General features: G+C 66.6%; 19 protein-coding genes. 6 read left to right on the forward strand and 13 right to left on the reverse strand.

The annotated features are described in order from the left end of the window. The first annotated feature begins 56 nt into the window (after positions 1–56). Positions 57–551 (forward strand): hypothetical protein, encoded by a 495-nt coding sequence (locus SJY41_RS12885; RefSeq protein ID WP_380782283.1) that lies wholly within the window; start codon positions 57–59, stop codon positions 549–551. A gap of 54 nt (positions 552–605) precedes the next feature. Here the strand turns inward: SJY41_RS12885 and SJY41_RS12890 are convergent, their stop codons facing one another. From SJY41_RS12890 to SJY41_RS12910, 5 genes are all read right to left on the reverse strand, one after another. After that, a complete protein-coding gene (locus tag SJY41_RS12890; RefSeq protein ID WP_380782285.1) occupies positions 606–1895 on the reverse strand; it encodes an adenylosuccinate synthase in 1290 nt (429 codons plus the stop codon). A gap of 30 nt (positions 1896–1925) precedes the next feature. Beyond that, a complete protein-coding gene (locus SJY41_RS12895) occupies positions 1926–3026 on the reverse strand; it encodes an ATP phosphoribosyltransferase regulatory subunit (protein WP_380782287.1) in 1101 nt (366 codons plus the stop codon). Further along, on the reverse strand, positions 3023–3385 hold the full coding sequence (locus SJY41_RS12900) for an endonuclease domain-containing protein (protein ID WP_380782289.1): 363 nt from the start codon (positions 3383–3385) through the stop codon (positions 3023–3025). The genes SJY41_RS12895 and SJY41_RS12900 overlap by 4 nt, the downstream gene beginning before the upstream one ends. Before the next feature lie 110 nt (positions 3386–3495). Continuing rightward, complete coding sequence (gene serA, locus SJY41_RS12905; protein ID WP_380782291.1) at positions 3496–5073, reverse strand: phosphoglycerate dehydrogenase; 1578 nt, start codon at positions 5071–5073, stop codon at positions 3496–3498. 205 nt (positions 5074–5278) lie between these two features. Next, a complete protein-coding gene (locus SJY41_RS12910) occupies positions 5279–6433 on the reverse strand; it encodes a phosphoserine transaminase (protein WP_380782293.1) in 1155 nt (384 codons plus the stop codon). A gap of 183 nt (positions 6434–6616) precedes the next feature. Here SJY41_RS12910 and SJY41_RS12915 point away from each other — a divergent pair, with 183 nt between their 5' ends. Together SJY41_RS12915 and SJY41_RS12920 are read left to right on the forward strand one after the other, a co-directional pair. After that, positions 6617–7300 carry an extensin family protein gene (locus tag SJY41_RS12915; protein WP_380782295.1) on the forward strand — a complete coding sequence of 228 codons (684 nt, stop codon included), beginning with the start codon at positions 6617–6619 and terminating at the stop codon, positions 7298–7300. A 33-nt stretch (positions 7301–7333) separates the two neighbouring features. After that, a complete protein-coding gene (locus SJY41_RS12920) occupies positions 7334–8218 on the forward strand; it encodes a TIGR00730 family Rossman fold protein (protein WP_380782297.1) in 885 nt (294 codons plus the stop codon). 147 nt (positions 8219–8365) lie between these two features. On the opposite strand, the gene SJY41_RS12925 is transcribed toward SJY41_RS12920, so the two are convergent. Continuing rightward, positions 8366–9097: a c-type cytochrome gene (locus tag SJY41_RS12925; RefSeq protein WP_380782299.1), complete on the reverse strand. Its 732-nt coding sequence runs from the start codon at positions 9095–9097 to the stop codon at positions 8366–8368. A gap of 145 nt (positions 9098–9242) precedes the next feature. On the opposite strand from SJY41_RS12925, the gene SJY41_RS12930 reads away from it, so the two are divergent. Further along, entirely contained in the window at positions 9243–10145 is a 903-nt protein-coding gene (locus tag SJY41_RS12930) for a prephenate dehydratase (RefSeq protein ID WP_380782301.1), read from the forward strand. 36 nt (positions 10146–10181) lie between these two features. Here SJY41_RS12930 and SJY41_RS12935 read toward each other — a convergent pair whose 3' ends face one another. From SJY41_RS12935 to SJY41_RS12945, 3 genes are all read right to left on the reverse strand, one after another. After that, on the reverse strand, positions 10182–11492 hold the full coding sequence (locus SJY41_RS12935) for a sensor histidine kinase (RefSeq protein WP_380784144.1): 1311 nt from the start codon (positions 11490–11492) through the stop codon (positions 10182–10184). A 97-nt stretch (positions 11493–11589) separates the two neighbouring features. Further along, positions 11590–12255 carry a response regulator transcription factor gene (locus SJY41_RS12940; RefSeq protein ID WP_380782303.1) on the reverse strand — a complete coding sequence of 222 codons (666 nt, stop codon included), beginning with the start codon at positions 12253–12255 and terminating at the stop codon, positions 11590–11592. A 35-nt stretch (positions 12256–12290) separates the two neighbouring features. After that, positions 12291–12602 (reverse strand): hypothetical protein, encoded by a 312-nt coding sequence (locus tag SJY41_RS12945; protein ID WP_380782305.1) that lies wholly within the window; start codon positions 12600–12602, stop codon positions 12291–12293. A gap of 121 nt (positions 12603–12723) precedes the next feature. On the opposite strand from SJY41_RS12945, the gene SJY41_RS12950 reads away from it, so the two are divergent. Together SJY41_RS12950 and SJY41_RS12955 are read left to right on the forward strand one after the other, a co-directional pair. Continuing rightward, complete coding sequence (locus SJY41_RS12950) at positions 12724–14505, forward strand: ABC-F family ATP-binding cassette domain-containing protein (protein ID WP_380782306.1); 1782 nt, start codon at positions 12724–12726, stop codon at positions 14503–14505. 97 nt (positions 14506–14602) lie between these two features. After that, positions 14603–14842, forward strand: a complete 240-nt coding sequence (locus SJY41_RS12955; protein ID WP_380782308.1) for a hypothetical protein — start codon at positions 14603–14605, stop codon at positions 14840–14842. Between the two features lie 55 nt (positions 14843–14897). On the opposite strand, the gene SJY41_RS12960 is transcribed toward SJY41_RS12955, so the two are convergent. From SJY41_RS12960 to prsK, 4 genes are all read right to left on the reverse strand, one after another. Next, positions 14898–15701 carry a DUF815 domain-containing protein gene (locus SJY41_RS12960; protein WP_380782310.1) on the reverse strand — a complete coding sequence of 268 codons (804 nt, stop codon included), beginning with the start codon at positions 15699–15701 and terminating at the stop codon, positions 14898–14900. 39 nt (positions 15702–15740) lie between these two features. Continuing rightward, the gene (locus SJY41_RS12965) at positions 15741–17690 is read right to left on the reverse strand and encodes a tetratricopeptide repeat protein (protein ID WP_380782312.1); all 1950 of its coding nucleotides are present in this window, start codon (positions 17688–17690) and stop codon (positions 15741–15743) included. 67 nt (positions 17691–17757) lie between these two features. Then, positions 17758–19116 carry a PEP-CTERM-box response regulator transcription factor gene (prsR, locus tag SJY41_RS12970; RefSeq protein ID WP_380782314.1) on the reverse strand — a complete coding sequence of 453 codons (1359 nt, stop codon included), beginning with the start codon at positions 19114–19116 and terminating at the stop codon, positions 17758–17760. Beyond that, entirely contained in the window at positions 19113–21164 is a 2052-nt protein-coding gene (gene prsK / locus SJY41_RS12975) for an XrtA/PEP-CTERM system histidine kinase PrsK (protein WP_380784145.1), read from the reverse strand. The genes prsR and prsK overlap by 4 nt, the downstream gene beginning before the upstream one ends. Between the last annotated feature and the right edge of the window lie 8 nt (positions 21165–21172).

The raw sequence follows: 21172 nt of genomic DNA on the forward strand, positions 1-21172 counted from the left end.
AGGTGGAACACAATTTGGCTTGAAGCGCTTTGTCTCCAGTAACTTAGGAGAGAACAATGCGTATCTTAACTTCGATTGCAGCAGCTGCACTCATTATTCCAAGCATGGCGATGGCGCAGACGAGCGGTGGTACCGGCGGCACGGCAGGCGGCAGCATGGGCGGCACGACCAGCGGCAGCACTGGCAGCATGTCGACCGGAACCACGGGCTCGATGGGCGGCCAGATGGGCACGTCGTCGAGCACCGGCTCGACCGGTACGACCGCAACCCCGTCGCGCTCGTCGCGCGGCACGTCCACGCGCAGCAGCCGTACGCGGGGCACGTCCGGTACCCGCGGGACCGGGACGGGTTCGACGAGCACTGGCACCACCAGTGGGTCGATGGGCTCGGGTACCATGGGCTCGGGTACGATGGGCACGGGCACGATGGACGGCACATCGATGGGTGGGTCGCTCGGCGGGTCGACGACCGGCACGGGTAGCACCACCGGTGGTACCATGGGCGGTACGACGGGCGGCACCAGCACCGGCGGTACGACCGCCCCGCAGTGATCCGCGCCTGAAACGATGAGAAGGCCGGGCGAGCGATCGCCCGGCCTTTTTGTGTCAGTCCGAGAACGGATCGCGGACGAGGATCGTGTCGGCACGCTGCGGGCTGGTCGAGACCAGCGTCACCGGGCAGCGGATCAGCTCTTCGATCCGGCGGATATACTTGATCGCCTGTGCCGGCAGGTCGGCCCAGCTGCGCGCGCCGGCAGTCGTTTCCTGCCAGCCTTCCATCGTCTCGTAGATCGGCTCGACCAGCGCCTGGTCCGCCGCATGCGCCGGGAAGTAATCGAGCGTCTCGCCGCGCAAGCTGTAGCCGGTGCAGATCGACACGGTCTCGAACCCGTCGAGCACGTCGATCTTGGTCAGCGCGATCCCGGTGATCCCACCAACCGCCGCCGCCTGGCGCACCAGCACCGCGTCGAACCAGCCGCAGCGGCGCTTCCGGCCGGTGACGGTGCCGAACTCGTGGCCACGCACGCCGAGGCGCTCGCCGGTCTCGTTCTCGAGCTCGGTCGGGAACGGGCCGGAACCGACGCGCGTCGTATAGGCTTTGGCGATGCCGAGCACGAAGCCGACTGCCGATGGCCCAAGGCCGGAGCCACCGGCCGCTGCGCCCGCGATCGTGTTCGACGAGGTGACGAACGGGTACGTCCCGTGGTCGACGTCGAGCAGCACGCCCTGCGCGCCTTCGAACAGGATCCGCTTGCCGGCCGAACGCGCGGCGTTGAGATCGCGCCATACGGGCTTTGCGAACGGGAGGACGAAGCCGGCGATCTCGCGCAGTTCCGCGATCAGGCGGGCGCGGTCGATCGGCGGTTCGCCGAACCCTGCGCGGAGAGCGTCGTGATGCGCGGTGAGGCGATCGAGCTGCGGCCCGAGATCATCGAGATGCGCGAGATCGCAGACGCGGATCGCACGGCGGCCGACCTTGTCCTCATACGCAGGCCCGATCCCGCGGCGGGTGGTGCCGATCTTGCCGGCGCCGCTGGCGTCTTCACGCAGGCCGTCGAGATCGCGGTGGAACGGCAGGATCAGCGCGCAGGTATCGGCGATCCGCAGCGTCTCCGGTGTCGCGGTGACGCCTTGCGCGCCCAACCGCGCGATCTCGTCCTTCAGCGCCCAGGGATCGAGCACCACGCCATTGCCGATGAACGACGGCGTCCCGCGGACGATGCCCGATGGCAGCAGCGACAATTTATAGACGTTCTCGCCGACGACCAGCGTGTGGCCGGCATTGTGGCCGCCCTGGAACCGGACGACCATGTCGGCACGCTCGGCGAGCCAGTCGACGATCTTGCCCTTGCCTTCGTCGCCCCATTGCGCGCCGATGACTGCTACGTTGGCCAAACTCTATCTCCTGAGGATTACGCGCAGCGCCTACAGCGCGCGGGGCTCGCCTGCTACCCATAGATGCGTGCAGACCTGTGCTTCGGGGGTATCGCCGGCTTCTAGCGCGGCGACGGTGACCCAGCCCTGGGCACGCATTGCGGCGCCTTCGGTGGCCGGCGTGCCGAACGGGAGGAAGAGGCGGCGGCGGTCGACCGTCGCGACGCGCTCGACCAGGGCGTCGGCGAACAGCGAGAAGCCGGTGGCGGCCTCCTCGGCGCCGTTCTCGTGAACGACAGTGTAGGTGCCGCCGCGGCCGACTTCACGTGCGCTGCCGTCGGCGAAGAGCGAGAATCCGAGCCAGCTCTGATATTCGAAGCCGTGCCGCTCGGTCGGGTCGAGCGTGAGCGCGACGCGGCCGTCGATCGCGTCGGCAATCCGCGCGAGGCCGTCGAGGCGCGAGGCGAGCGCGCCGGTGGTGTCGAAGGCACGGAGGCGGTCCATCGCCTGCGCGAAGGGGCCGGCGGCTTCGATCAGGGGGAGGTAGGCGGGCGCGAGCGCGGCGACGGCACCGGCGTCCTTCGCGTCGAGACGGTCGCGCAAGGTGGCGATCAGCTCGGGCGCGACGGGAAGAGGTCTGGCGGCAAGCGTCGGCACCAGATCGGGGAGCGTGAAGTCGATCGACGCATTGGCGACATCGGCGGCGGCGATCATGTCGACTGCCACTGCGACGAGTTCGTGCGCTGCGGCGACCGAGTCGAGCCCGATCAGCTCGCAGCCGATCTGCCGCGTCTCACGGGCGGGCGCGAGCTGCGATGCGCGGAGTTTCAGCACCGAACCGGCGTAGCTCAGCCGGACCGGACGCGGGTGGTGCCCCATCCGGGTGGCAGCGATCCGCGCAACCTGTGCCGTGATGTCGGGCCGGATCGCGAGGGTGCGCTGCGATACGGGGTCGACGAAGCGCACCGCATCGTGGAGGCCACCGGCCTTCAGGCGCATCTCCAGACCGTCGGCGAATTCAGCCAAAGGTGGATCGACGCGTTCGTAGCCGTGGAGACGGGCTGCTTCGAGTACGCGGGCTTCCAGCGCCGCGGCCGAATCGGCGAACGGCGGGAGGCGATCTCGGAAACCTTCGGGGAGGAGTGCGGTCATCGTGTCAGGTCCACGCGTGTCACAAGTGCATCGCCCAACACCTGCAAAACGCCTTCGAGATTGGTCATCACATCGGTATTGGCGAAACGGATCACCCGATATCCCTGCTCTTCCAGCCACGCGGTCCTGCAGGCGTCGCGTGCTTGATCGGTGTGCGTATCGCCGTCAAGCTCGACGACCAGCATGTGCGAGCGCGCGACGAAATCGGCGATGAACGCGCCGATCACGACTTGGCGGGTGAACTTCACGCCCTGGAAGCGCTTGGCGCGAACTTCGTACCAGAACCGCATTTCCGGTCCGGTCTGCCCGGACCGCATCACCTTCGCTCGGTTCAGCATGATGTCGTCGGTTTTGGGCATGACTCCCTCTCCCCTTTGGGGAGAGGGCCGGGGAGAGGGGCCGCCCCAAATGCCACCTCTTGGTACTGCCCCTCTCCCCTACCCTCTCCCCAAGGGGAGAGGGAGTCTTGTTAGAAGTTGAGGCCCATTGCGGTCTTTACGCCGGGGAGCGCGCGGACCTTGGTCAGCAGGTCGGGAGTCACGGCTTCGTCGACCGAGAGGAGGAGCACCGCCTCGCCACCCGCCGAACGACGGCCGAGATGGAACGTCCCGATATTCACGCCCGCCTCGCCCAGCGCCGTCCCGAGACGACCGATGAAGCCGGGCGCATCCTCGTTGACGACGTACAGCATCGGGCCTGCGAGATCGGCCTCGATCTTGATCCCGAGCAGTTCGACCAGGCGCGGTGCCGAGTCGCCGAACAGCGTGCCGGCCACCGAGCGCTCGCCATCCTCGGTCTTCACCGCGACGCGCAGCAGCGTGTGATAATCCGCCTCGCGCTCGGTACGGACTTCGCGGACTTCGAGACCACGCTCACGCGCCAGGACCGGCGCGTTGACCATGTTGACGGTCGCGGTCTGCGTCTGGAGATAGCCGGCGAGCACCGCGCTTACGATCGGCTTCGCGTTCAGCTCTGCCGCCGCGCCCTCGGTATGCACGGAGATCCGCGACACCGCGCCGTGCGTCAGCTGGCCGACCAGCGAACCAAGCTTCTCAGCCAGCGCCATGTACGGCTTCAGCTTCGGCGCTTCCTCGGCCGACAGCGACGGCATGTTGAGCGCGTTGGTGACGCCGCCCGACATCAGGTAATCGGCCATCTGCTCGGCGACCTGGATCGCGACGTTGACCTGCGCCTCGGTCGTCGACGCGCCGAGATGCGGCGTGCTGACGAAGTTCGGCGTGTTGAACAACGGCGACGCCTTGGCGGGCTCCTCGACGAACACGTCGAGTGCGGCGCCGCCGACCTGACCCGAATCGAGCGCCGCCTTCAGCGCGACCTCGTCGATCAAGCCACCGCGCGCGCAGTTGATGATGCGGACGCCCTTCTTGGTCTTGGCGAGCGCCTCGGCCGAGAGGATGTTGCGCGTCTGGTCGGTCAGCGGCGTGTGCAGCGTGATGAAGTCGGCGCGCGCGAGCAGTTCGTCGAGCGTGACCTTCTCGACGCCGATCTCGATCGCCCGCTCGGGCGTCAGGAACGGGTCGAACGCGACGACCTTCATCTTGAGGCCGCGCGCACGGTCGGCGACGATCGAGCCGATATTGCCCGCACCGATCAGGCCGAGCGTCTTCGACGTCAGCTCGACGCCCATGAAGCGGTTCTTCTCCCACTTGCCGGCCTGGGTCGAGGCGTCAGCCTCGGGCAGCTGGCGGGCGAGCGCGAACATCAGCGCGATCGCGTGCTCGGCGGTGGTGATCGAGTTGCCGAACGGGGTGTTCATCACGACCACGCCCTTCGCCGAGGCGGCGGGGATGTCGACATTGTCGACGCCGATGCCCGCGCGGCCGATCACCTTCAGGTTGGTGGCGTGCTCGAGAATTTCCTTGGTGACCTTGGTCGCGCTGCGGATCGCGAGGCCGTCGTAATTGCCGATGATCGCGATCAGTTCGGCGGGCGTCTTGCCGGTGATCTCGTCGACCTCGACACCGCGCTCGCGGAAAATCTGAGCGGCGCGGGGATCCATTTTATCGGAAATGAGGACTTTAGGCATGGGATTGCTCCTAGAATTCGGGGGATTTGGGGGCGCGCCTTCCGTTCCATCCACCTCCGTCATCCCGGCGGACGCCGGGACCCACGGTTGCGGTTCGCTTCATGGGCGAATGCTCCGTGTCCATGGGTCCCGGCGTGCGCCGGGATGACGGAATGGGGGTGGTTGTTGGAAGGAAGGCTAAAGGAAGCGGTGACGGTAGGTTGGTTTAGGCGGCCTTGGCGGTCGCGTAGGCCCAGTCGAGCCACGGGCCGAGCGCCTCGATGTCGGCGGTGTCGACGGTCGCGCCGCACCAGATCCGCAGGCCCGGAGGCGCATCGCGGTAACCGGCGACGTCATAGGCTGCGCCCGCCTTCTCCAGTGCCGACGCCATCGCCTTTATCAGCGCCTCGTCCGCACCCTCGACCGTGAGGCACACGCTGGTCTTCGACCGCGTTGCCGGATCGGCCGCGAGATGGCCGAGCCAATCCCGCTCCGCCACGATCTTGTCGAGCGCCGCCGCGTTCGCATCCGACCGCTTGATCAGCCCGTCCTCGCCGAGCGACTTCGCCCATTCGAGGCTGAAGATCGCGTCCTCGACCGCCAGCATCGACGGGGTGTTGATCGTCTCGCCCTTGAACACGCCTTCGGTGAGCTTGCCCTTCGAGACGAGGCGGAACACCTTCGGCAGCGGCCAGGCCGGCGTGTAGGTCTCGAGCCGCTCGAAGGCGCGGGGGCCGAGGATCAGCACACCGTGCGCGCCCTCGCCGCCGAGCACCTTCTGCCACGAGAAGGTCGCGACATCGATCTTCGTCCAGTCGATGTCGTAGGCGAACACGCCCGAGGTCGCATCGGCGAACGAGAGTCCCTCGCGGTCGTCCGGGATCCAGTCCGCGTTCGGCACGCGCACGCCGCTGGTGGTGCCGTTCCAGGTGAAGAGCACGTCGTTCGACCAGTCGACCGCGCCCAGATCGGGCAGCTGGCCGTAATCGGCGCGCACGATGGTGGGATCGATCTTGAGCTGCTTCACGGCATCCGTGACCCAGCCCTCGCCGAAGCTTTCCCAGGCGAGCGCGGTGACGGGCTTGGCGCCCAGCATCGTCCACATCGCCATCTCGTACGCGCCGGTGTCGGAGCCGGGGACGATGCCGATGCGATGCGTATCGGGGAGCTTGAGCAGTTCGCGCATCACGTCGATGCTGTACTGGAGGCGGGTCTTGCCGATCTTCGAGCGATGCGAGCGACCGAGCGAGTCGGTGGCAAGCTTGTCCGCGGACCAACCCGGAGGTTTCGCGCAGGGACCGCTGGAGAAAAAGGGACGTGCCGGCTTCGTCGTCGGCTGGTCGAGCGCGCCCAATGCGGGTGCGGTAATGGTATCCGTCAAAATAGTCTCTCCTCACAGAGAGCACGCGCGGCGTTGGGACCGCGTGGCCCGTCGCCGGCCCTAACGGCATGCGCCGGGGTGTCAACCTTCCAAGCATCCGACCGCCGCCGATAACCACCAGGCGATCACCAAGCCCTTGTTTGCGAACACTTCGTACCGCATCAGCCTCGGCGTGAGGGTTTCATGACAGATAGACGGCGGCACGGGCCAGGCCCGACGGGGTGGATGACGGTCGTCGCGATGGCCCTGACGCTTGCCGCTTGCGGACGCGCCGATCGCCCCAGTTCGCCGCAACAGACCCGGCCCAATCTCTCGGTGCCGAGCAATCGCGAGACCGCACAGTGTCTCGCGGACCTGCGCCAGTTGCACGTGTCGTTCCAGGTCCTGCCCGACCGTGAGACCGGGCCCGGCTGCGGGCTCAACGGCACGATCAAGCTCGTCGACATCGGCGTGCCCGTCGCCAACCTCACCGCGGTCCGTTGCGGCGCCGCGCGCGCGTTCATCGGCTGGACGCGCAACGCAGTCGCGCCCGCCGCATACCAGTTGCTCGGCAGCGAACTGGCGCGGATCGACAGCATGGGGAGCTATGCGTGTCGCAACGTCGTCGGCTCGGCGCGCAACGCGAGCCGCCGCTCAGGCCACGCGATCGCCAACGCGATCGATGTCGGCGGGTTCGTGCTAAAGGATGGGCGGCGAATCACCGTGCTGAACGACTGGAACTCGCCCGACCCGCAGGTCCGCCAGTTCCTCCAGACGATCCGCGCGTCGGCGTGCAAGCGGTTCGGCACGGTGCTGAGCCCCGATTACAACGCCGCACACCGCAATCACCTTCATCTCGAAGACGATCGCGCCGATTTCTGCCGCTAGCCCTGCCCTCCCGTTTCCTCTAATCCCGCCTGAATGACAGATACACGAGTTCCCTCGCGCGTTTTCGCGAACGCAAGCCAGGATGCCGAATCCGCCCGCGACTCCGTTTCCACACCGCAGACGCAGCACCCGCATTACAAGCTCGCCTTCCAGGACATGGATTTCCTGTTGCGCGAAGACCTGCGGCCGGTGCGCTTCCAGCTCGAATTGCTGAAGACCGAACTCGTCCTCGAAGAGGCGAAGATCGGCTCGACGTTCGTGTTCTACGGCTCGGCGCGCATCCCCGAGCCGTCCAAGGCAAAGGCGCTGCTGGAACTGGCGAGCGACGAGAAGTCGAAGAAGATCGCCGAGCGGCTGGTTGAAAAATCCAAATATTACGACGTCGCCCGTGAGCTGGCTGCGAAGGTCAGCGTGCTGCCGCGCGACGAGCGTGGCTGGCGGCAGTTCGTGGTGTGTTCGGGCGGCGGTCCGTCGATCATGGAAGCGGCCAACCGCGGTGCGGACGACGTCGGCGCCGAGTCGATCGGGTTGAACATCGTCCTACCGCACGAGCAGGCGCCGAACCCGTATGTGACGCCGTCGCTGTCGGTGCAGTTCCACTATTTCGCGCTCAGGAAGATGCACTTCCTGCTGCACGCGCGCGCCTTGGCGGCGTTCCCTGGCGGGTTCGGAACGTTCGACGAGCTGTTCGAGCTGTTGACGCTGATCCAGACGGGCAAGATCCAGCCGATTCCGGTACTGCTGTTCGGCCGTGCGTTCTGGGAGCGGGTCGTGAACTTCGATGCGCTGGTCGAGGAAGGCGTCGTCAGCGAGAAGGATCTCGGGATCTTCCGCTACGTCGAGACGGCGGACGAGGCCTGGGACGCGGTGCAGGCGTTCTATCGTGAGCGCGCGGAGAAGGAAGCCGCGGAGGGGTAAGCTTTCCTCGGGGGGAAGAAGTGCCCCTTCTGCTCCCTCTCCCCCTTCCGGGGAGAGGGCTGGGGTGAGGGGCTGTTCCGGGCGCCGTACTGCTTGGCTGCCCTTCACCCCGACCCTCTCCCCGCAGGGGAGAGGGAGTAGAAAACGTTACTTCTCCGAACGGGCACCCTTGCGCGCTGCTTCCGGATCGACCGACGGTGCGCCCGAAGCCGGCGTGCCGGTGTTGGCGATGTCGGCCGTATCAGGCCCGGTCTTCGCAGCAGCCTCGGCCGCATTCGCGGTCGCCGGCTGATTCTTGGCCGCCGCATCCTTCGCCGCCGCGTCCTTGGCCGACGGAGCAGCGCCCGCCGCCGGTGCAGCCGGCAAGGGCAGGTTCGATCCCTGTTGGTTGAGATACAGGATGACGTTGGCACGATCCTGCGCGTTGCCGAGCCCGGCAAACGTCATCTTCGTACCAGGCGCGAACTTGCGCGGGCTGGTCAGCCACGCGTTGAGCTTGTCGAAATCCCACGACCCACCGACACTCGCCAGTGCCGAGGAGAAGGCGTACCCGCCCTTGCCCTTGGCGATCGCCTCACCGACGGTCGCATACAGATTCGGGCCGATCCCGTTTGCCCCGCCCTGGTTGATGGTGTGGCATGCGGCGCATTTCTTGAACACTTCCGCGCCCTTGGCGGCATCCGCGGTCGGCAGCAACGACGCGATCGGGACCTCGGCGGCAGCGCCAGCCGCGCCCTCGGCAACGACACCCTCGATCGCGTAACCCATCTTCTCCGGGCGTTCGCCGTGGAAGATCATCCCGCCGACGATCGACAATCCGAGCGCTGCACCGCAGCCTGCGAGCACCCAGCCGGCGATCGTATTGGTCCGGTTGTCCATTTTGCGCGTCCGCCCCTGTTCTGTTTGGGATATCCATAGGAAAGCACGACGTGCATCGCAAGTCGCGGTTGTACCCGCCCGCGAGCTCCGCTCTCGATCGCCCTGCTCTTGCTCACAGGTCCCGCGCTGTCTACGCGGCCTCGGCATGGAAAACTTCGCCGCCCCCGCCCGCCCGATCGTCGCGCGGATGACGCAAGCCGCTGCCGCCGACACCGCGCGCGCCGTCGCATTTCAAGGCGCACCGGGGGCAAACAGTCACGTCGCCGCGGTCGAAGCGTTCCCGAACGGCTTGCCCCTCCCCTGTTTCGATTTCGCCGACGCGATCGACGCGGTGAAGGACGGCCGGGCCGACTGTGCGATCATCCCGATCGAGAATTCGCTGCACGGCCGCGTCGCCGACATCCATTTCCTGTTGCCCGAATCGGGCCTCGTCATCACCGGCGAGCATTTCCTGCCGATCCGTCACGCACTCATGGGCACGGGCCCGCGCGATGGCATCCGCCAGGCGATGAGCCATCCGCAAGCGCTTGGTCAGTGCCGCCACTGGCTGAAGGCGCACGGGATCGAACCAGTGAGCTATCCCGACACCGCCGGCGCCGCCGCCAAGGTCGCCGAGATTGCCGATCCTGCGATCGCGGCGCTCGCCCCGCCCGCCGCCGCCGGTCTGTACGGACTGGACCTGCTCGCGACCGACATCGCGGACGCGGATCACAACATGACGCGGTTCGTCGTGCTCGCACGCGGCGGCAAGCCCCCCGCCGCACAAGAGTCGGCCGGTGGGGCGTGGATGACCACGCTGATATTCGAAGTGAAGAACGTCCCCGCCGCGCTCTACAAGGCGATGGGCGGCTTTGCGACGAACGGGGTGAACATCACCAAGCTGGAGAGCTACCAGCGCAACGGCAGCTTCTCCGCGACCGAATTCTACGCTGACGTGGTCGGCAAGCCGGGCGACGCGAACCTCGATCACGCACTGGAGGAGCTGGGCTTCCACTCGAAATGGCTTCGAGTGCTGGGAACGTATCCCCAGGCGCGGTCACGGGGGTAACCCGATCCTCCTTAGCGAGGGAGGATGGACGCGGCACTAGTTCGCCGCCGGTAGCCGCAATCGCACGAGCAGTCCGCCAAGGTCCTCGCTCTCTTCCAAGCTGACGTTACCTTCGTATATTTCCGCCACGTCGCGGACGATGGCCAACCCGAGCCCGGTCCCCGGCTTCCCCGTATCCAGACGGACGCCCCGGTCGAAGATGCGGACGCGCTCCTCCTCCGGGATGCCGACGCCGTCGTCCTCGATCAGGAACTCGACGAAGCCCGAATGCGCGCCGACCGTCACGAACACGCTGCCGCCGCCGTATTTCGCCGCATTCTCGATCAGGTTGCCGAGCATTTCGTCGAGATCCTGCCGCTCGACATGCACCTGGAGTCCGCGCGGTCCGGTCACGTCGATACGGATGTGGCGATACAGCCGGCCGACCGCGCGCTCGACCGATTCGAGGCTCGGCCATACGTCGGCGCGACTGTGCGCGGAGCCGCGACGGCCGACGGCGCGGGCGCGGGCGAGGTGATGGTCGACCTGACGCCGCATCGTCCGCGCTTCGCGGATTACGGTGTCCGCCAGGTCGTCCGACTGCGCGGTGGCGGCGTTCATGATCACCGTCAGCGGGGTCTTGAGCGCGTGAGCAAGGTTACCGGCGTGGCGTCGCGCTTCCTCCGCCTGGCGTTCGTTATGCTCGATCAGCGCGTTCAGTTCCTCGACCATCGGCGCGACCTCGATCGGCATCGCGCTCGACACGCGGTTCGACTGGCCAGCCCGCATCCGCGCGATCTCCTCGCGCACGCGCCGCAACGGCCAGAGCCCGTAGAAGGTCTGGAGCGCGGCCAGCACAATCAGCCCGGCCGCGAGCAACGCGAAGCTGCGGACGAGCGTGCGGCGCAACGTCGTGATCTGCGCGTCGAGGCCGTCGCTACTCTGCGCTACCTGGAAGCGCCAATGGACCTTGGATCCCGGCAAGACGACGTCGCGCTCGACGATCCGCAGCTTCTCATCGGGAAACTGCTTACTGTCGTAGAAATGCGCGTTGCGATCGTCGTGTGGCCCGCCGAACGCGAGCCGGCGATCCCAGAGCGAACGCGATGGAAAATCCTCGCGCCCCTTGCCCGAAACCTGCCAGTACAGTCCCGAATACGGCTCGACGAAGCGTTGGTCGGCGGCGGCGTCGCGCGTGAAGATCACTTCGCCCTCGGGGCCGATCTCCGACGAATTGAGCAACGAGCGCAGGACGTATTCGAGCTGGTCGTCGAAATTGCGCGTCACCGCCTGACTGAGCACGCGGTCGAGTGCATATCCGCCGCCGCTGAGCAGCACGACGATCCACACCGCCGCGATCAGGATCATCCGCCGGGACAGCGAACCCTTGACCGCGGCCGGCACGCGAAGCGGTGCCTCGGCGTTTAAAGGAGCGGATGTCGGCGTGCTGTCCATGACGGAACGATCAGGCGTCCGGGTCTTCGAGGCTGTAGCCGAGACCGCGGATCGTCGTGATCACGTCCTGGCCGAGCTTCTTGCGGATGCGCGTCACGAACACTTCGATGGTGTTCGAATCGCGATCGAAATCCTGATCGTAGATATGCTCGATCAGTTCGGTACGGCTGACGACCTTGCCCTTGTGATGGAGCAGATAGCTGAGCAGCTTGTATTCCTGCGCGGTCAGCTTCACAGGCTCGCCGGCGCGCGTCACCTTGCCGCTGCGCGTGTCGAGGCGAATGTCGCCGGCATTCAACTCGGACGAGGCGTTGCCGCTAGCTCGCCGGATCAGCGCACGGAGGCGCGCGATCAGTTCCTCGCTCTGGAACGGCTTGGCGACGTAATCGTCGGCACCGGCATCGAGGCCTGCGACTTTGTCCGACCAGCTGTCGCGCGCGGTCAGCACCAGCACGGGCATCACCTTGCCTTCCTTGCGCCAGCGATCGAGCACGGTCAGCCCGTCGATCTCGGGGAGGCCAAGGTCGAGCACGACCGCATCGTAATTCTCGGTCGACCCGAGGAAATGCCCTTCCTCGCCATCGACTGCGAGATCGATCGCATAGCCGGCACCCTCCAGGGTGTTCTTCAGTTGCTGGCCGAGATTCGGCTCGTCCTCGACGATCAGAACGCGCATGATAATCCTCTCGATTACAGGTTTAACGGCAAACCCTAGCGACCGGTGCGGCCGACGATCTGACCGGTGCGGCCGTCGACGTCGACCCAGATCACGGTTCCATCGCGCAGGAATTTCAGCGTGTAAATGGCGCTGCCCGAATCATAGTCGGAGCCGAGATATTGCGCGCCCCGCATCGTCGGGATCACGCGACCCTCGATCTCGCGCAGCGACAACCCGCCCGTCCTGCGCGCCTGGAAGGCCGACTGCTGATCGGCACGGCGCTGATCGGGCTCGCCAGCGAAAGGGGCGGCACCCATCATGACGGGCGCAGCGGCCAGGGTCGCAAGGATAAGCAGCATCTTCATGGCCGTGACATAGCCCCCCCGCATTGAACAGCCCGTGAATGAGGCGATCCGCGCAGGCGATGCATGTTCGGGCCACAGTGTAACTTGCCTGCATCACTTGCCGCCCCTACTTGGCGCGAACATGGCAGCACCAATCTTAGCATTCGAAGGCCTCGGACTCGTCCAGGGCTCGGGATGGCTCTTTCGCAACCTCGACATTCACATCGGACCACGCGACCGGCTCGCGCTGATCGGCCGCAACGGCGCCGGCAAGACGACCTTGCTGAAACTGCTCGGTGGCAGCATCGACGCCGACGAGGGCCGCAGGGTGATCGTGCCCGGCACCCGTGTCGTCATCCTGGAGCAGGAGCCCGACCTGCGCGGCTTCGCCACCTTGCGCGACTACGTGATGGCCGGCGACGACGCGCCGGTGAACTACGAGGCGGATTCGATCGCCGACCAGCTCGGCATCGACCTGTCGCGCGAGGCGGCCTCCGCTTCGGGCGGCGAACGACGCCGCGCGGCGATCGTCCGCGCGCTGTCGCAAGATCCCGACGTGCTGCTGCTCGACGAGCCGACCAACCATCTCGACATCGGCGCGATCGAGTGGATCGAGGAATGGCTCAAGCGCTTCCGCGGCGCATTCGTCGTCATCAGCCATGACCGTACCTTCCTGACGCGGCTCACCAAGCAGACCTTGTGGCTCGATCGCGGTGCGATCCGGCGGGCGGAGATCGGTTTCGGCGGGTTCGAGGCCTGGACCGAGCAGGTCTATGCCGAGGAACAGCGCCAGGCCGAGAAGCTCGACGCGCGGCTCAAGCTGGAGGAGCATTGGCTGCTCCGCGGCGTCACCGGGCGGCGCAAGCGCAACCAGGGCCGTCTCACCAAGCTGCACGAGATGCGCGCCGAACGCGCGTCGATGATCGGACCGCAGGGCTCGGCGAACCTCACGACCAGCAGCGACGACACCAAGTCGAAGGTCGTGATCGACGCCAAGAACGTCACCAAGGCGTATGGCGATCGCACGATCATCGGCGACCTGACGCTCCGGGTGACCCGCGGCGACCGCATCGGCATCGTCGGCCGCAACGGTGCGGGCAAGTCGACCCTGCTCAAGCTGCTGACCGGCGAGATCCAGCCCGACAGCGGCTCGATCAAGCTGGCGCAGACGCTCGACGCGGTCGTGATCGACCAGCAGCGCAGCCTGATGGCACCCGAGAAGACGGTCCGCGAAGTCGTGGTCGACGGCGGCGAATGGATCGACGTGCTCGGCGTGCGCAAGCATATCCACGGCTATCTGAAGGACTTCCTGTTCGACCCGAACATGGTCGACGCGAAGATCGGTTCGCTATCGGGCGGCGAACGCTCGCGGCTGCTGCTCGCGCGCGAGTTCGCCAAGCCGTCTAACCTGCTGGTGCTCGACGAGCCGACCAACGATCTCGATCTCGAGACGCTCGATTTGTTGCAGGAAGTGATCGGCGATTACGACGGTACCGTCCTGATCGTCAGCCACGATCGCGACTTCTTGGACAGGACCGTGACGATCACGCTCGGGCTCGACGGTTCGGGCACGGTCGACGTGGTCGCCGGCGGGTATGAGGATTGGGAAAAGCGTCGCGCGTCGACGACGACCGGCAAGCGCGCCTCGAATAAGGTCGCCGCCACTGCCCCGGCCGTCTCGGCTCCGCGTCCGAAACTGACCTACAAGGACCAGCGCGACTATGAGCTCCTGCCCAAGCGGATCGAGGAACTCGACGCGCAGATGGCCCGCGATGCGATCAAGCTTGCCAAGCCCGACCTCTACATGCGCGACCATGCGACATTCGCGAAGCTGACCGCAGCCATCGAAGCCGCGCGGGCGGAAAAGGAGGCGGCGGAGATGCGGTGGCTGGAACTGGCTGAACAGGTCGACGGAACTATTTGATCGAGGTGGTCTGGACGTTTCGACCCTGGATCAATAGTGGAACCCCAGTGCATCTGCTGCGTTGCAGCAGTGCTGTAAGATAAAATTGGAGATGTTTATGAACCTTAAGGCTTTCACCGGTGGCGCACTCGCCATTGCAATGCTCTCGACTTCGGTTGCCGCGACCGCAGCGCCTGTAGCCAACTCGGCATCGGCTCTCCGGGTCGGTTCGGTTACGAAGGGCAAGAGCGAAGTCGCTGGCGGCGGCGTTATCGCTGCTCTGCTCCTCGCTGGCGTTGCAGCGATCGGCGTGGTCGCGATCGTCAAGGACAGCGACGACAACTCGGATAGCAACTAAGCGTTGCGGGCCGGCGCTACGTGCGCCGGCCCATCCTTCCGGTCCGAGCCGGGTTTCAGAGCGCCTTACCGGCCCTGCCCGCCAGATCGACGATGTATTGCCATGCAACACGGCCGGACCTGCTTCCCCGGCGTGTCGCCCACCCGATAGCCTCGCCGGGTTCGAACGTCAGGTCGTTGGCCTGGGCATAGGCAGCGACGATCGCGAGATATCCGTCCTGATCGAGCGCATGGAACCCCAGGCTGAGGCCGAAGCGATCCGATAGCGCCATATGATCGTCCGCGGAATCGCGTGGATTTATTGCGCTTTCCTGTTCAGCGATATCGCGTGGGGCCAGGTGCCGGCGATTGGCTGTCACCACCAATCTCACATTTGCAGGGCGCGGCTCTGCCCCGCCCTCCAGCATCGAGCGCAGCGTTCGCGCTTCGGCGGGAACGTCGAACCCCAGATCGTCGACGAACAGAACGAATGCGCGATCGACCTGCGCGAGCGCCGCGAACAGCATCGGCAGCGCGGTGAGCTCCGACACTTCGACGAGCGCCACATCGCCGCCCGCCGCCTGCACCGCCGCGACCGCACTTTTGACGAGTGCCGACTTGCCCGTGCCCCTTGCGCCCCACAGCAGCACGTCTTGCGCGGCGTGACGTTGCGCCAAACGTTGCAGATTGCCGACCAATGCCGCTTTTTGCCGATCCACGCCGATGAGCATGTCCAGCGACAGCGGCGTGAAGGCTCGCGCGGGCTGCAGTGCCGCACTGCGCCACACATAGGCCGGATGGCTGTGCGGGTCAGCGACAGGCGGCGGCGGCGGCGACAGGCGCTCGAGCGCGGCGGCGATGCGGTCCAGAGGATCGGTCATGCTCGGGCTTTGGCGGCACCAGACCGTTCGAGCAAGCGTTCAACCAAGCTGACGGAGATGTCCGGCGATCGTCATGTTCTCCGGCGCGAGCTTGCTTGCCTTGATCAACAGCTGACGCGCACCCGCCACATTCCCCGCAGCACCCAAGGCAACGCCGTATGCGTCCGCCGCCGCCGCACTCATCGGGGAGAGGTCATAGGCGGCGCGGCCATAGCGGACGGCGATCTCACCATCGTCGCTACCGGCATAGGCCAGCGCAAGATCGGACAGGACACCCCCGTCGCGGTTGCCGAGACGGCGGCGGAGGCCTTCCAGCGTCTCGATCGCGTCGTCCCAGTCGCCCGCTGCGACCTGCCAGTGACCGAGCAGACGAAGTCCGGCCAGGCTTTGCGGGTTCTGCGAGAGGTATAGCGCCAGCGAGGCCGCGGCATCCTGTGCGCGGCCCGCCCGGCCGAGCGCATCGACGAGGCGCAGCATCGTCGGTTCGTCGAATGCCAAATTCGCAGCGCGAGCATACGCGCTTGCGGCATCGCCGTAACGAGCGGACGTGGCGAGCGCATCCCCGAGTGCGAGCTGTGCCGCGGGTGCGCCAGGGCCAGCCGCGACGAGGGCGCGCGCGCGCGCGGTCGCACCGGCAACGTCGCCACGTGCCAACTGGCCGCGGATCACGCCGAGCACATAGGTCGGATCACCGGCCGCCGCGTCCGCGTCGGCGATCAGCGCACCGATCGCAGCGTCGGTCGCGAACACGGTAGCAGGCGCACCCGTTCGTGCCGCCGCACGATCGAGAAACTGTGCGGAGGAAGCCCGATCGCCCAGTGTCTCCAATGCGCGAGCGATCAGGGTCAGCGAGTAGCTGTCCGCATCGGCGCGAAGCCCGATCGGCCGCAGCGCATTCACCGCATCTTCCGCGTCGCCTGAGCGAAGCAGCGCTGCGCCGAGCAATCGCCTTGCCGCGACGTTCAGCGGCTGGACGGCAACAAGTTGCTGCCACGTCGCGGCGGCCTGTTCGTATTTCCCGTCGGCATACGCCAGACTGCCCGACAGGAGGATCGTGCCCGGCAGACCCGCGACTGCCGGCCCCGCGCGTTGCAGAAGCACACGCGCAAGATCGATCCGGCCGGCACGGGCTGCCATCGTCGCCTGAAGGTACAGGGCCTGTGGACTACCCGGCCGCGCGAGCAGCGCCTTGCGGGTCGCTGCAAGCATGTCGGCATTGCGCCCGACCTCGCCCAGCGTCGCGGCATATTCGATCAACGCCGGGGGGTAATAGGCATCGCTCCGCAACGCCGCCTCGAACCATGGCAGCGCCGCGGCCAAGCCGTAGCGGCTGCGGACTATTTCCCCTTGCAAGGTCAGCGCTGCGGGTTCGCGGGGCCCCAGGGCGACCGCCTGGGACGCAGCAACGCTGGCCCCGCCGGTATCGCCGGCGGTCAGTCGGATACGACCGAGATCGGTCCAGGCTGCCGCATCGTTCGGCACGCGGTCCAGAAGGGCGCGCAGCACCGCCTGTGCCTGGATGATGTCATCCTGTGAGGCAAGCGCGCGGGCCTGGATACGCGCGGCATACCCGGCGTAGCGCGGCCCCGCCTGCGCAGCTTCTTCGATCGCACCGGCGGGATCGCCCTGTAGCAGGCGCGCATGGGCTCGGAGCTGATGGAGGCGATCCGCCGGTATCCCGGCATCCGTCGCGCGCGTCAGTTCGGCTTCCGCAGCAAGACCGTCACCCAGTTCGAGATAGGCCCGCGCGAGAACGCTGTGCGCTATGCCGAGCGTCGGCGATGCAGCAATCGCATGTTGCGCATTGGTACGCGCCGCGCTGTAATTGCCCGTTGCCAGCGTAGCCAGGCTGTCGACCAGCAGCCGGCGCCCGTCCGGCGGTGGCGAGCGGGTAGCAAGCGCGATCGCCGCTCCGACGACGATTAGCGATGCCAGGCCCAGCATGACGAGTCGTGCGCGCGGGCCGGTCAGGACCGCTGTCAGCTTCACGCGCCGACGTCGCCCGCGCCGCAACAGCGGATAGCGTGACACGCGAGGGTGTGGTGCGCCCGCCGGCTCAGACATGAAGATCATAGCTCTTGAGCAAGTCGTACAAGGTCGGCCGGCTGATTCCCAGCAGCCGCGATGCGCCCGAAATATTGCCGTCCGCGCGCGCGAGCGCCTGCCGGATCGCCTTGCGATCGGCTAGTTCGCGCGCGGTCCGCAGGTTCAAGGCCGCCGCCTCCTCCGCCTTGCCGTCGAGATCGAGATCGGTCGCGGTCACGAGCTTGCCGTCGGCCATGATGACTGCGCGTTTGATCCGGTTTTCGAGTTCGCGGACGTTGCCGGGCCAGTTCCAGCCGTCGATCGCGCTGCGTGCGTCGGGCGCCAAGCCGGTAACCACGGGGTTCATCGCCACGGCATAGCGCGTGACGAAATGCCGCGCGAGCAGTACCGCGTCTCCCGTGCGCTCGGCGAGCGGCGGAATGCGGACGACGATTTCCGCGAGCCGGTAATACAGGTCGTCGCGAAACCGGCCATTGGCGACCATCGCGTCGACGTTCTGGTGCGTGGCACACACGATTCGCGTATCGACCGGGATCGCCTTGCGACCGCCGACCCGCTCGATCACGCGCTCCTGGAGGAACCGGAGCAGCTTGACCTGCAACGCGAGTGGCACGTCGCCGATTTCGTCGAGGAACAACGTCCCGCCCGCGGCTTGCTCGATCTTGCCCGGCGTGGTCTTGATCGCGCCGGTGAACGCGCCCTTCTCATGCCCGAACAATTCGCTTTCAAGCAGTGTTTCCGGAATCGCCGCGCAGTTTATCGCGACGAAGTTTCCGCGCGCTCGCGGCGACGCATCGTGAAGTCCGCGTGCCAGCAATTCCTTGCCGGTGCCACTCGCGCCCAGCAGCATGACCGATACGTTGGCAGGCGCCACGCGTTCCAGAGTCCGGGTGACGACCGCCATCTCCGGCGAGGCACTGATGAGACCTCCGAAGCCGCCGGTGTCGACGCGCGCGGCCAGTCGCCGGTTCTCGGTTTCCAACGCATGGACATGAAAGGCACGACCGACGATCAGACCGAGCGTATCGATGTCGATCGGCTTGGCATAAAAGTCCCACGCTCCGTCGGCGATCGCCTTTAGAGCGCTTTCGCGCGCGTCGTGGCCCGAGGCGACGATGACCTTCGTGTCAGGCTTCATCGCCAGGATGTCACGCAGCGTCGCAAAGCCTTCGGTCACACCGTCGGGATCGGGTGGCAGGCCGAGGTCGAGCGTGACCACCGCGGGCTCGTATGCACGAACCGCATCGAGCGCCTGCGCACGATTGCTCGCGACCACGATCTCATACCCTTCATAGGCCCAGCGGAGCTGACGTTGCAGCCCGACATCGTCCTCGACGATCAGCAGGACGGGGCGCTGCTCGTCGATCATGCCGCGACATCCAGCGCTGTGTCGGTCGGAATGGCAACGGGAAGCAGGATGCGGAAGCGCGTCCCCTCACCTTCGCGACTTAGGACTTCGAGCGTCCCGCCCATCGCATGGACGAGTTGCCGCGCCTCGAACGCGCCGATTCCGAACCCGGTCGGCTTCGACGATACGAACGGCCGAAACAGCTGATCGCGAACGAATCCTGGGGTCATGCCGCAGCCGTGATCGATCACGTCGATCGCGACGCGGTCGTCGATCGTCTCGGTTGCCAGCACTATCGGCGAATCGACGCCGCTTGCTTCGATTCCGTTCTGGATGAGATGACTCAGCACCTGTTCGAGGCGCGCGACATGCCCGAGCGCCTGGGTCGGAGCGCCGCGTACGGACAGCCGGTGCTGTCCCCGCCGGGCGACGACCGCGCGGTCGATCAGCGCGGCGATGTCGACCGGCTGCAGCGGTTCGCTCGGCGCGGCGTTATGCTGCGAGAGGCGGGCGAGAAGCGCGTTCATGCGATCGGAAGAATCCTTGAGGGTCGCGACCATGTCGACGCGGAAATCGGGATTGTCGGCGTGGCGTTCGGCATTGCGCGCGACCAGGGTCAACTGGCTGACGAGGTTCTTGATGTCGTGCAGGATAAACGCGAAGCGACGGTTGAATTCGTCGAACCGCGCGGCATCGGCGAGCGCGGCATGCGCGCGGTCTTCCGCCAGATAGCTCGCGGCCTGCCGCCCGGCGACGCGCAGCAGGTCGAAATCCTCCCAGTCCAGCGCCCGGTCGACCGGCGGTCGTGCCAGTACGATCGCACCAACCAGCGTACCACCATGCGCCAACGGCACGACGGCCCACGCGTCCGCACACGCGCACAACCAGGCCGGGACACTGGTGATCTCGTCATCGGGCGCAGTGCCGGCGCGCACGGAATCGAGCTCGATTATCCGGCCGCTGCGTTCGAGATGACGTACCAGCGCATCATCGCTGCTGCCGACGCTACAGCGCCATTTCCAGGTAGCGCCGATCTCGAGCGAGCCGACGTTGGGAACCAGCAGCAACCCGCCAGGCGAGTCGGTCAGTTCCGCGAGTGCGCGGACGACCCGAGGACCCAGGGGCTCGGCCGTGTCGTAAGATTCGGCATCGGACTTGCCGAGCGTATCGGTGAAACGCTGCCATTCCGCGCGATAATCGTAACGGTGGCGGAACAGATGCTTGGCGACCTTGACCTTGGTCCAGGCGCGCAGCCACGGCGTCGAGAGCATCGCCAGGACGGCGGCGGTCGCGCCGAACACGATCGCGGTCTGAGCGATGCGGGCATAGGCACCGGCAAAGTTGCCGGCGATGCTGGTCGCCAGCGCGGTACTTCCTGCATACAGCACGACCCCTACGGCGGAGAGCGCGCGTACCGCGACGGGTCGTGAAACGCCCAGCGTCCAGTCGCCACTGCGATGGGCCGCGAGCATCAGCAACACCGCCGCGCCCGACATCGTCAGCCCGCGTAAAACGAGGAGCGACGATACCCAGGCCGCATGGAAATACTGCATTGTGAACAGCAGCAGATCGACGCCCCACATCGCCGCCAATGTGAGCACGACCAGTCGGATACCGCCGCGCGACGCAGGCGCCGCCTGATAGAGATGATGGGCGAGCACCAGCGCGCTCGTCGCGGCCATCATCCGGAACGCCAACCGGGCCGCGCCGATCGCTGCCACCGCGTCTTGGTCCATCGGCACCGTTTCCACGACCGCGAGCAACGCGCCGACAGCGGCGATCGCCACCACCACCAGATAGACCGCGCCGAGCGCAAAATTACCGGTGCGATCACGCCGGACCAGCGCCAGCATGAACCCGAGCCAGGCGATGTTACGGGCGCTCTCGGCGACCCGTGCTGCCACGTCGCCAGCATCGATGCCGGCAACCGCCAGCGCCCAGAGGCTCGTGACGAACAACGACGCGACGAACGCGGCGTGCGACCATTGACGCCCGCCTCTGCGGAGTTCCGAGACCCCGAGTATGCCGAACAGCAGCGCCGCCAGCGCATGACTCCAGAGGATCGGCATCGCCGTCA

This window comes from Sphingomonas sp. R86520, from assembly GCF_042466285.1.
Taxonomy (GTDB): domain Bacteria; phylum Pseudomonadota; class Alphaproteobacteria; order Sphingomonadales; family Sphingomonadaceae; genus Sphingomonas.

What these genes read in the sequence shown, in the direction of transcription:
- SJY41_RS12895 (WP_380782287.1), bottom strand. Translation starts at nt 3,026, where the DNA reads ATGACCGCACTCCTCCCCGAAGGTTTCCGAGATCGCCTCCCGCCGTTC.
- prsK (WP_380784145.1), bottom strand. Translation starts at nt 21,164, where the DNA reads ATGCCGATCCTCTGGAGTCATGCGCTGGCGGCGCTGCTGTTCGGCATA.
- SJY41_RS12915 (WP_380782295.1), top strand. Translation starts at nt 6,617, where the DNA reads ATGACAGATAGACGGCGGCACGGGCCAGGCCCGACGGGGTGGATGACG.
- SJY41_RS12950 (WP_380782306.1), top strand. Translation starts at nt 12,724, where the DNA reads ATGGCAGCACCAATCTTAGCATTCGAAGGCCTCGGACTCGTCCAGGGC.
- SJY41_RS12940 (WP_380782303.1), bottom strand. Translation starts at nt 12,255, where the DNA reads ATGCGCGTTCTGATCGTCGAGGACGAGCCGAATCTCGGCCAGCAACTG.
- SJY41_RS12935 (WP_380784144.1), bottom strand. Translation starts at nt 11,492, where the DNA reads ATGATCCTGATCGCGGCGGTGTGGATCGTCGTGCTGCTCAGCGGCGGC.
- serA (WP_380782291.1), bottom strand. Translation starts at nt 5,073, where the DNA reads ATGCCTAAAGTCCTCATTTCCGATAAAATGGATCCCCGCGCCGCTCAG.
- SJY41_RS12900 (WP_380782289.1), bottom strand. Translation starts at nt 3,385, where the DNA reads ATGCCCAAAACCGACGACATCATGCTGAACCGAGCGAAGGTGATGCGG.
- SJY41_RS12920 (WP_380782297.1), top strand. Translation starts at nt 7,334, where the DNA reads ATGACAGATACACGAGTTCCCTCGCGCGTTTTCGCGAACGCAAGCCAG.
- SJY41_RS12930 (WP_380782301.1), top strand. Translation starts at nt 9,243, where the DNA reads ATGGAAAACTTCGCCGCCCCCGCCCGCCCGATCGTCGCGCGGATGACG.
- SJY41_RS12945 (WP_380782305.1), bottom strand. Translation starts at nt 12,602, where the DNA reads ATGAAGATGCTGCTTATCCTTGCGACCCTGGCCGCTGCGCCCGTCATG.
- SJY41_RS12925 (WP_380782299.1), bottom strand. Translation starts at nt 9,097, where the DNA reads ATGGACAACCGGACCAATACGATCGCCGGCTGGGTGCTCGCAGGCTGC.
- SJY41_RS12885 (WP_380782283.1), top strand. Translation starts at nt 57, where the DNA reads ATGCGTATCTTAACTTCGATTGCAGCAGCTGCACTCATTATTCCAAGC.
- SJY41_RS12955 (WP_380782308.1), top strand. Translation starts at nt 14,603, where the DNA reads ATGAACCTTAAGGCTTTCACCGGTGGCGCACTCGCCATTGCAATGCTC.
- prsR (WP_380782314.1), bottom strand. Translation starts at nt 19,116, where the DNA reads ATGATCGACGAGCAGCGCCCCGTCCTGCTGATCGTCGAGGACGATGTC.
- SJY41_RS12960 (WP_380782310.1), bottom strand. Translation starts at nt 15,701, where the DNA reads ATGACCGATCCTCTGGACCGCATCGCCGCCGCGCTCGAGCGCCTGTCG.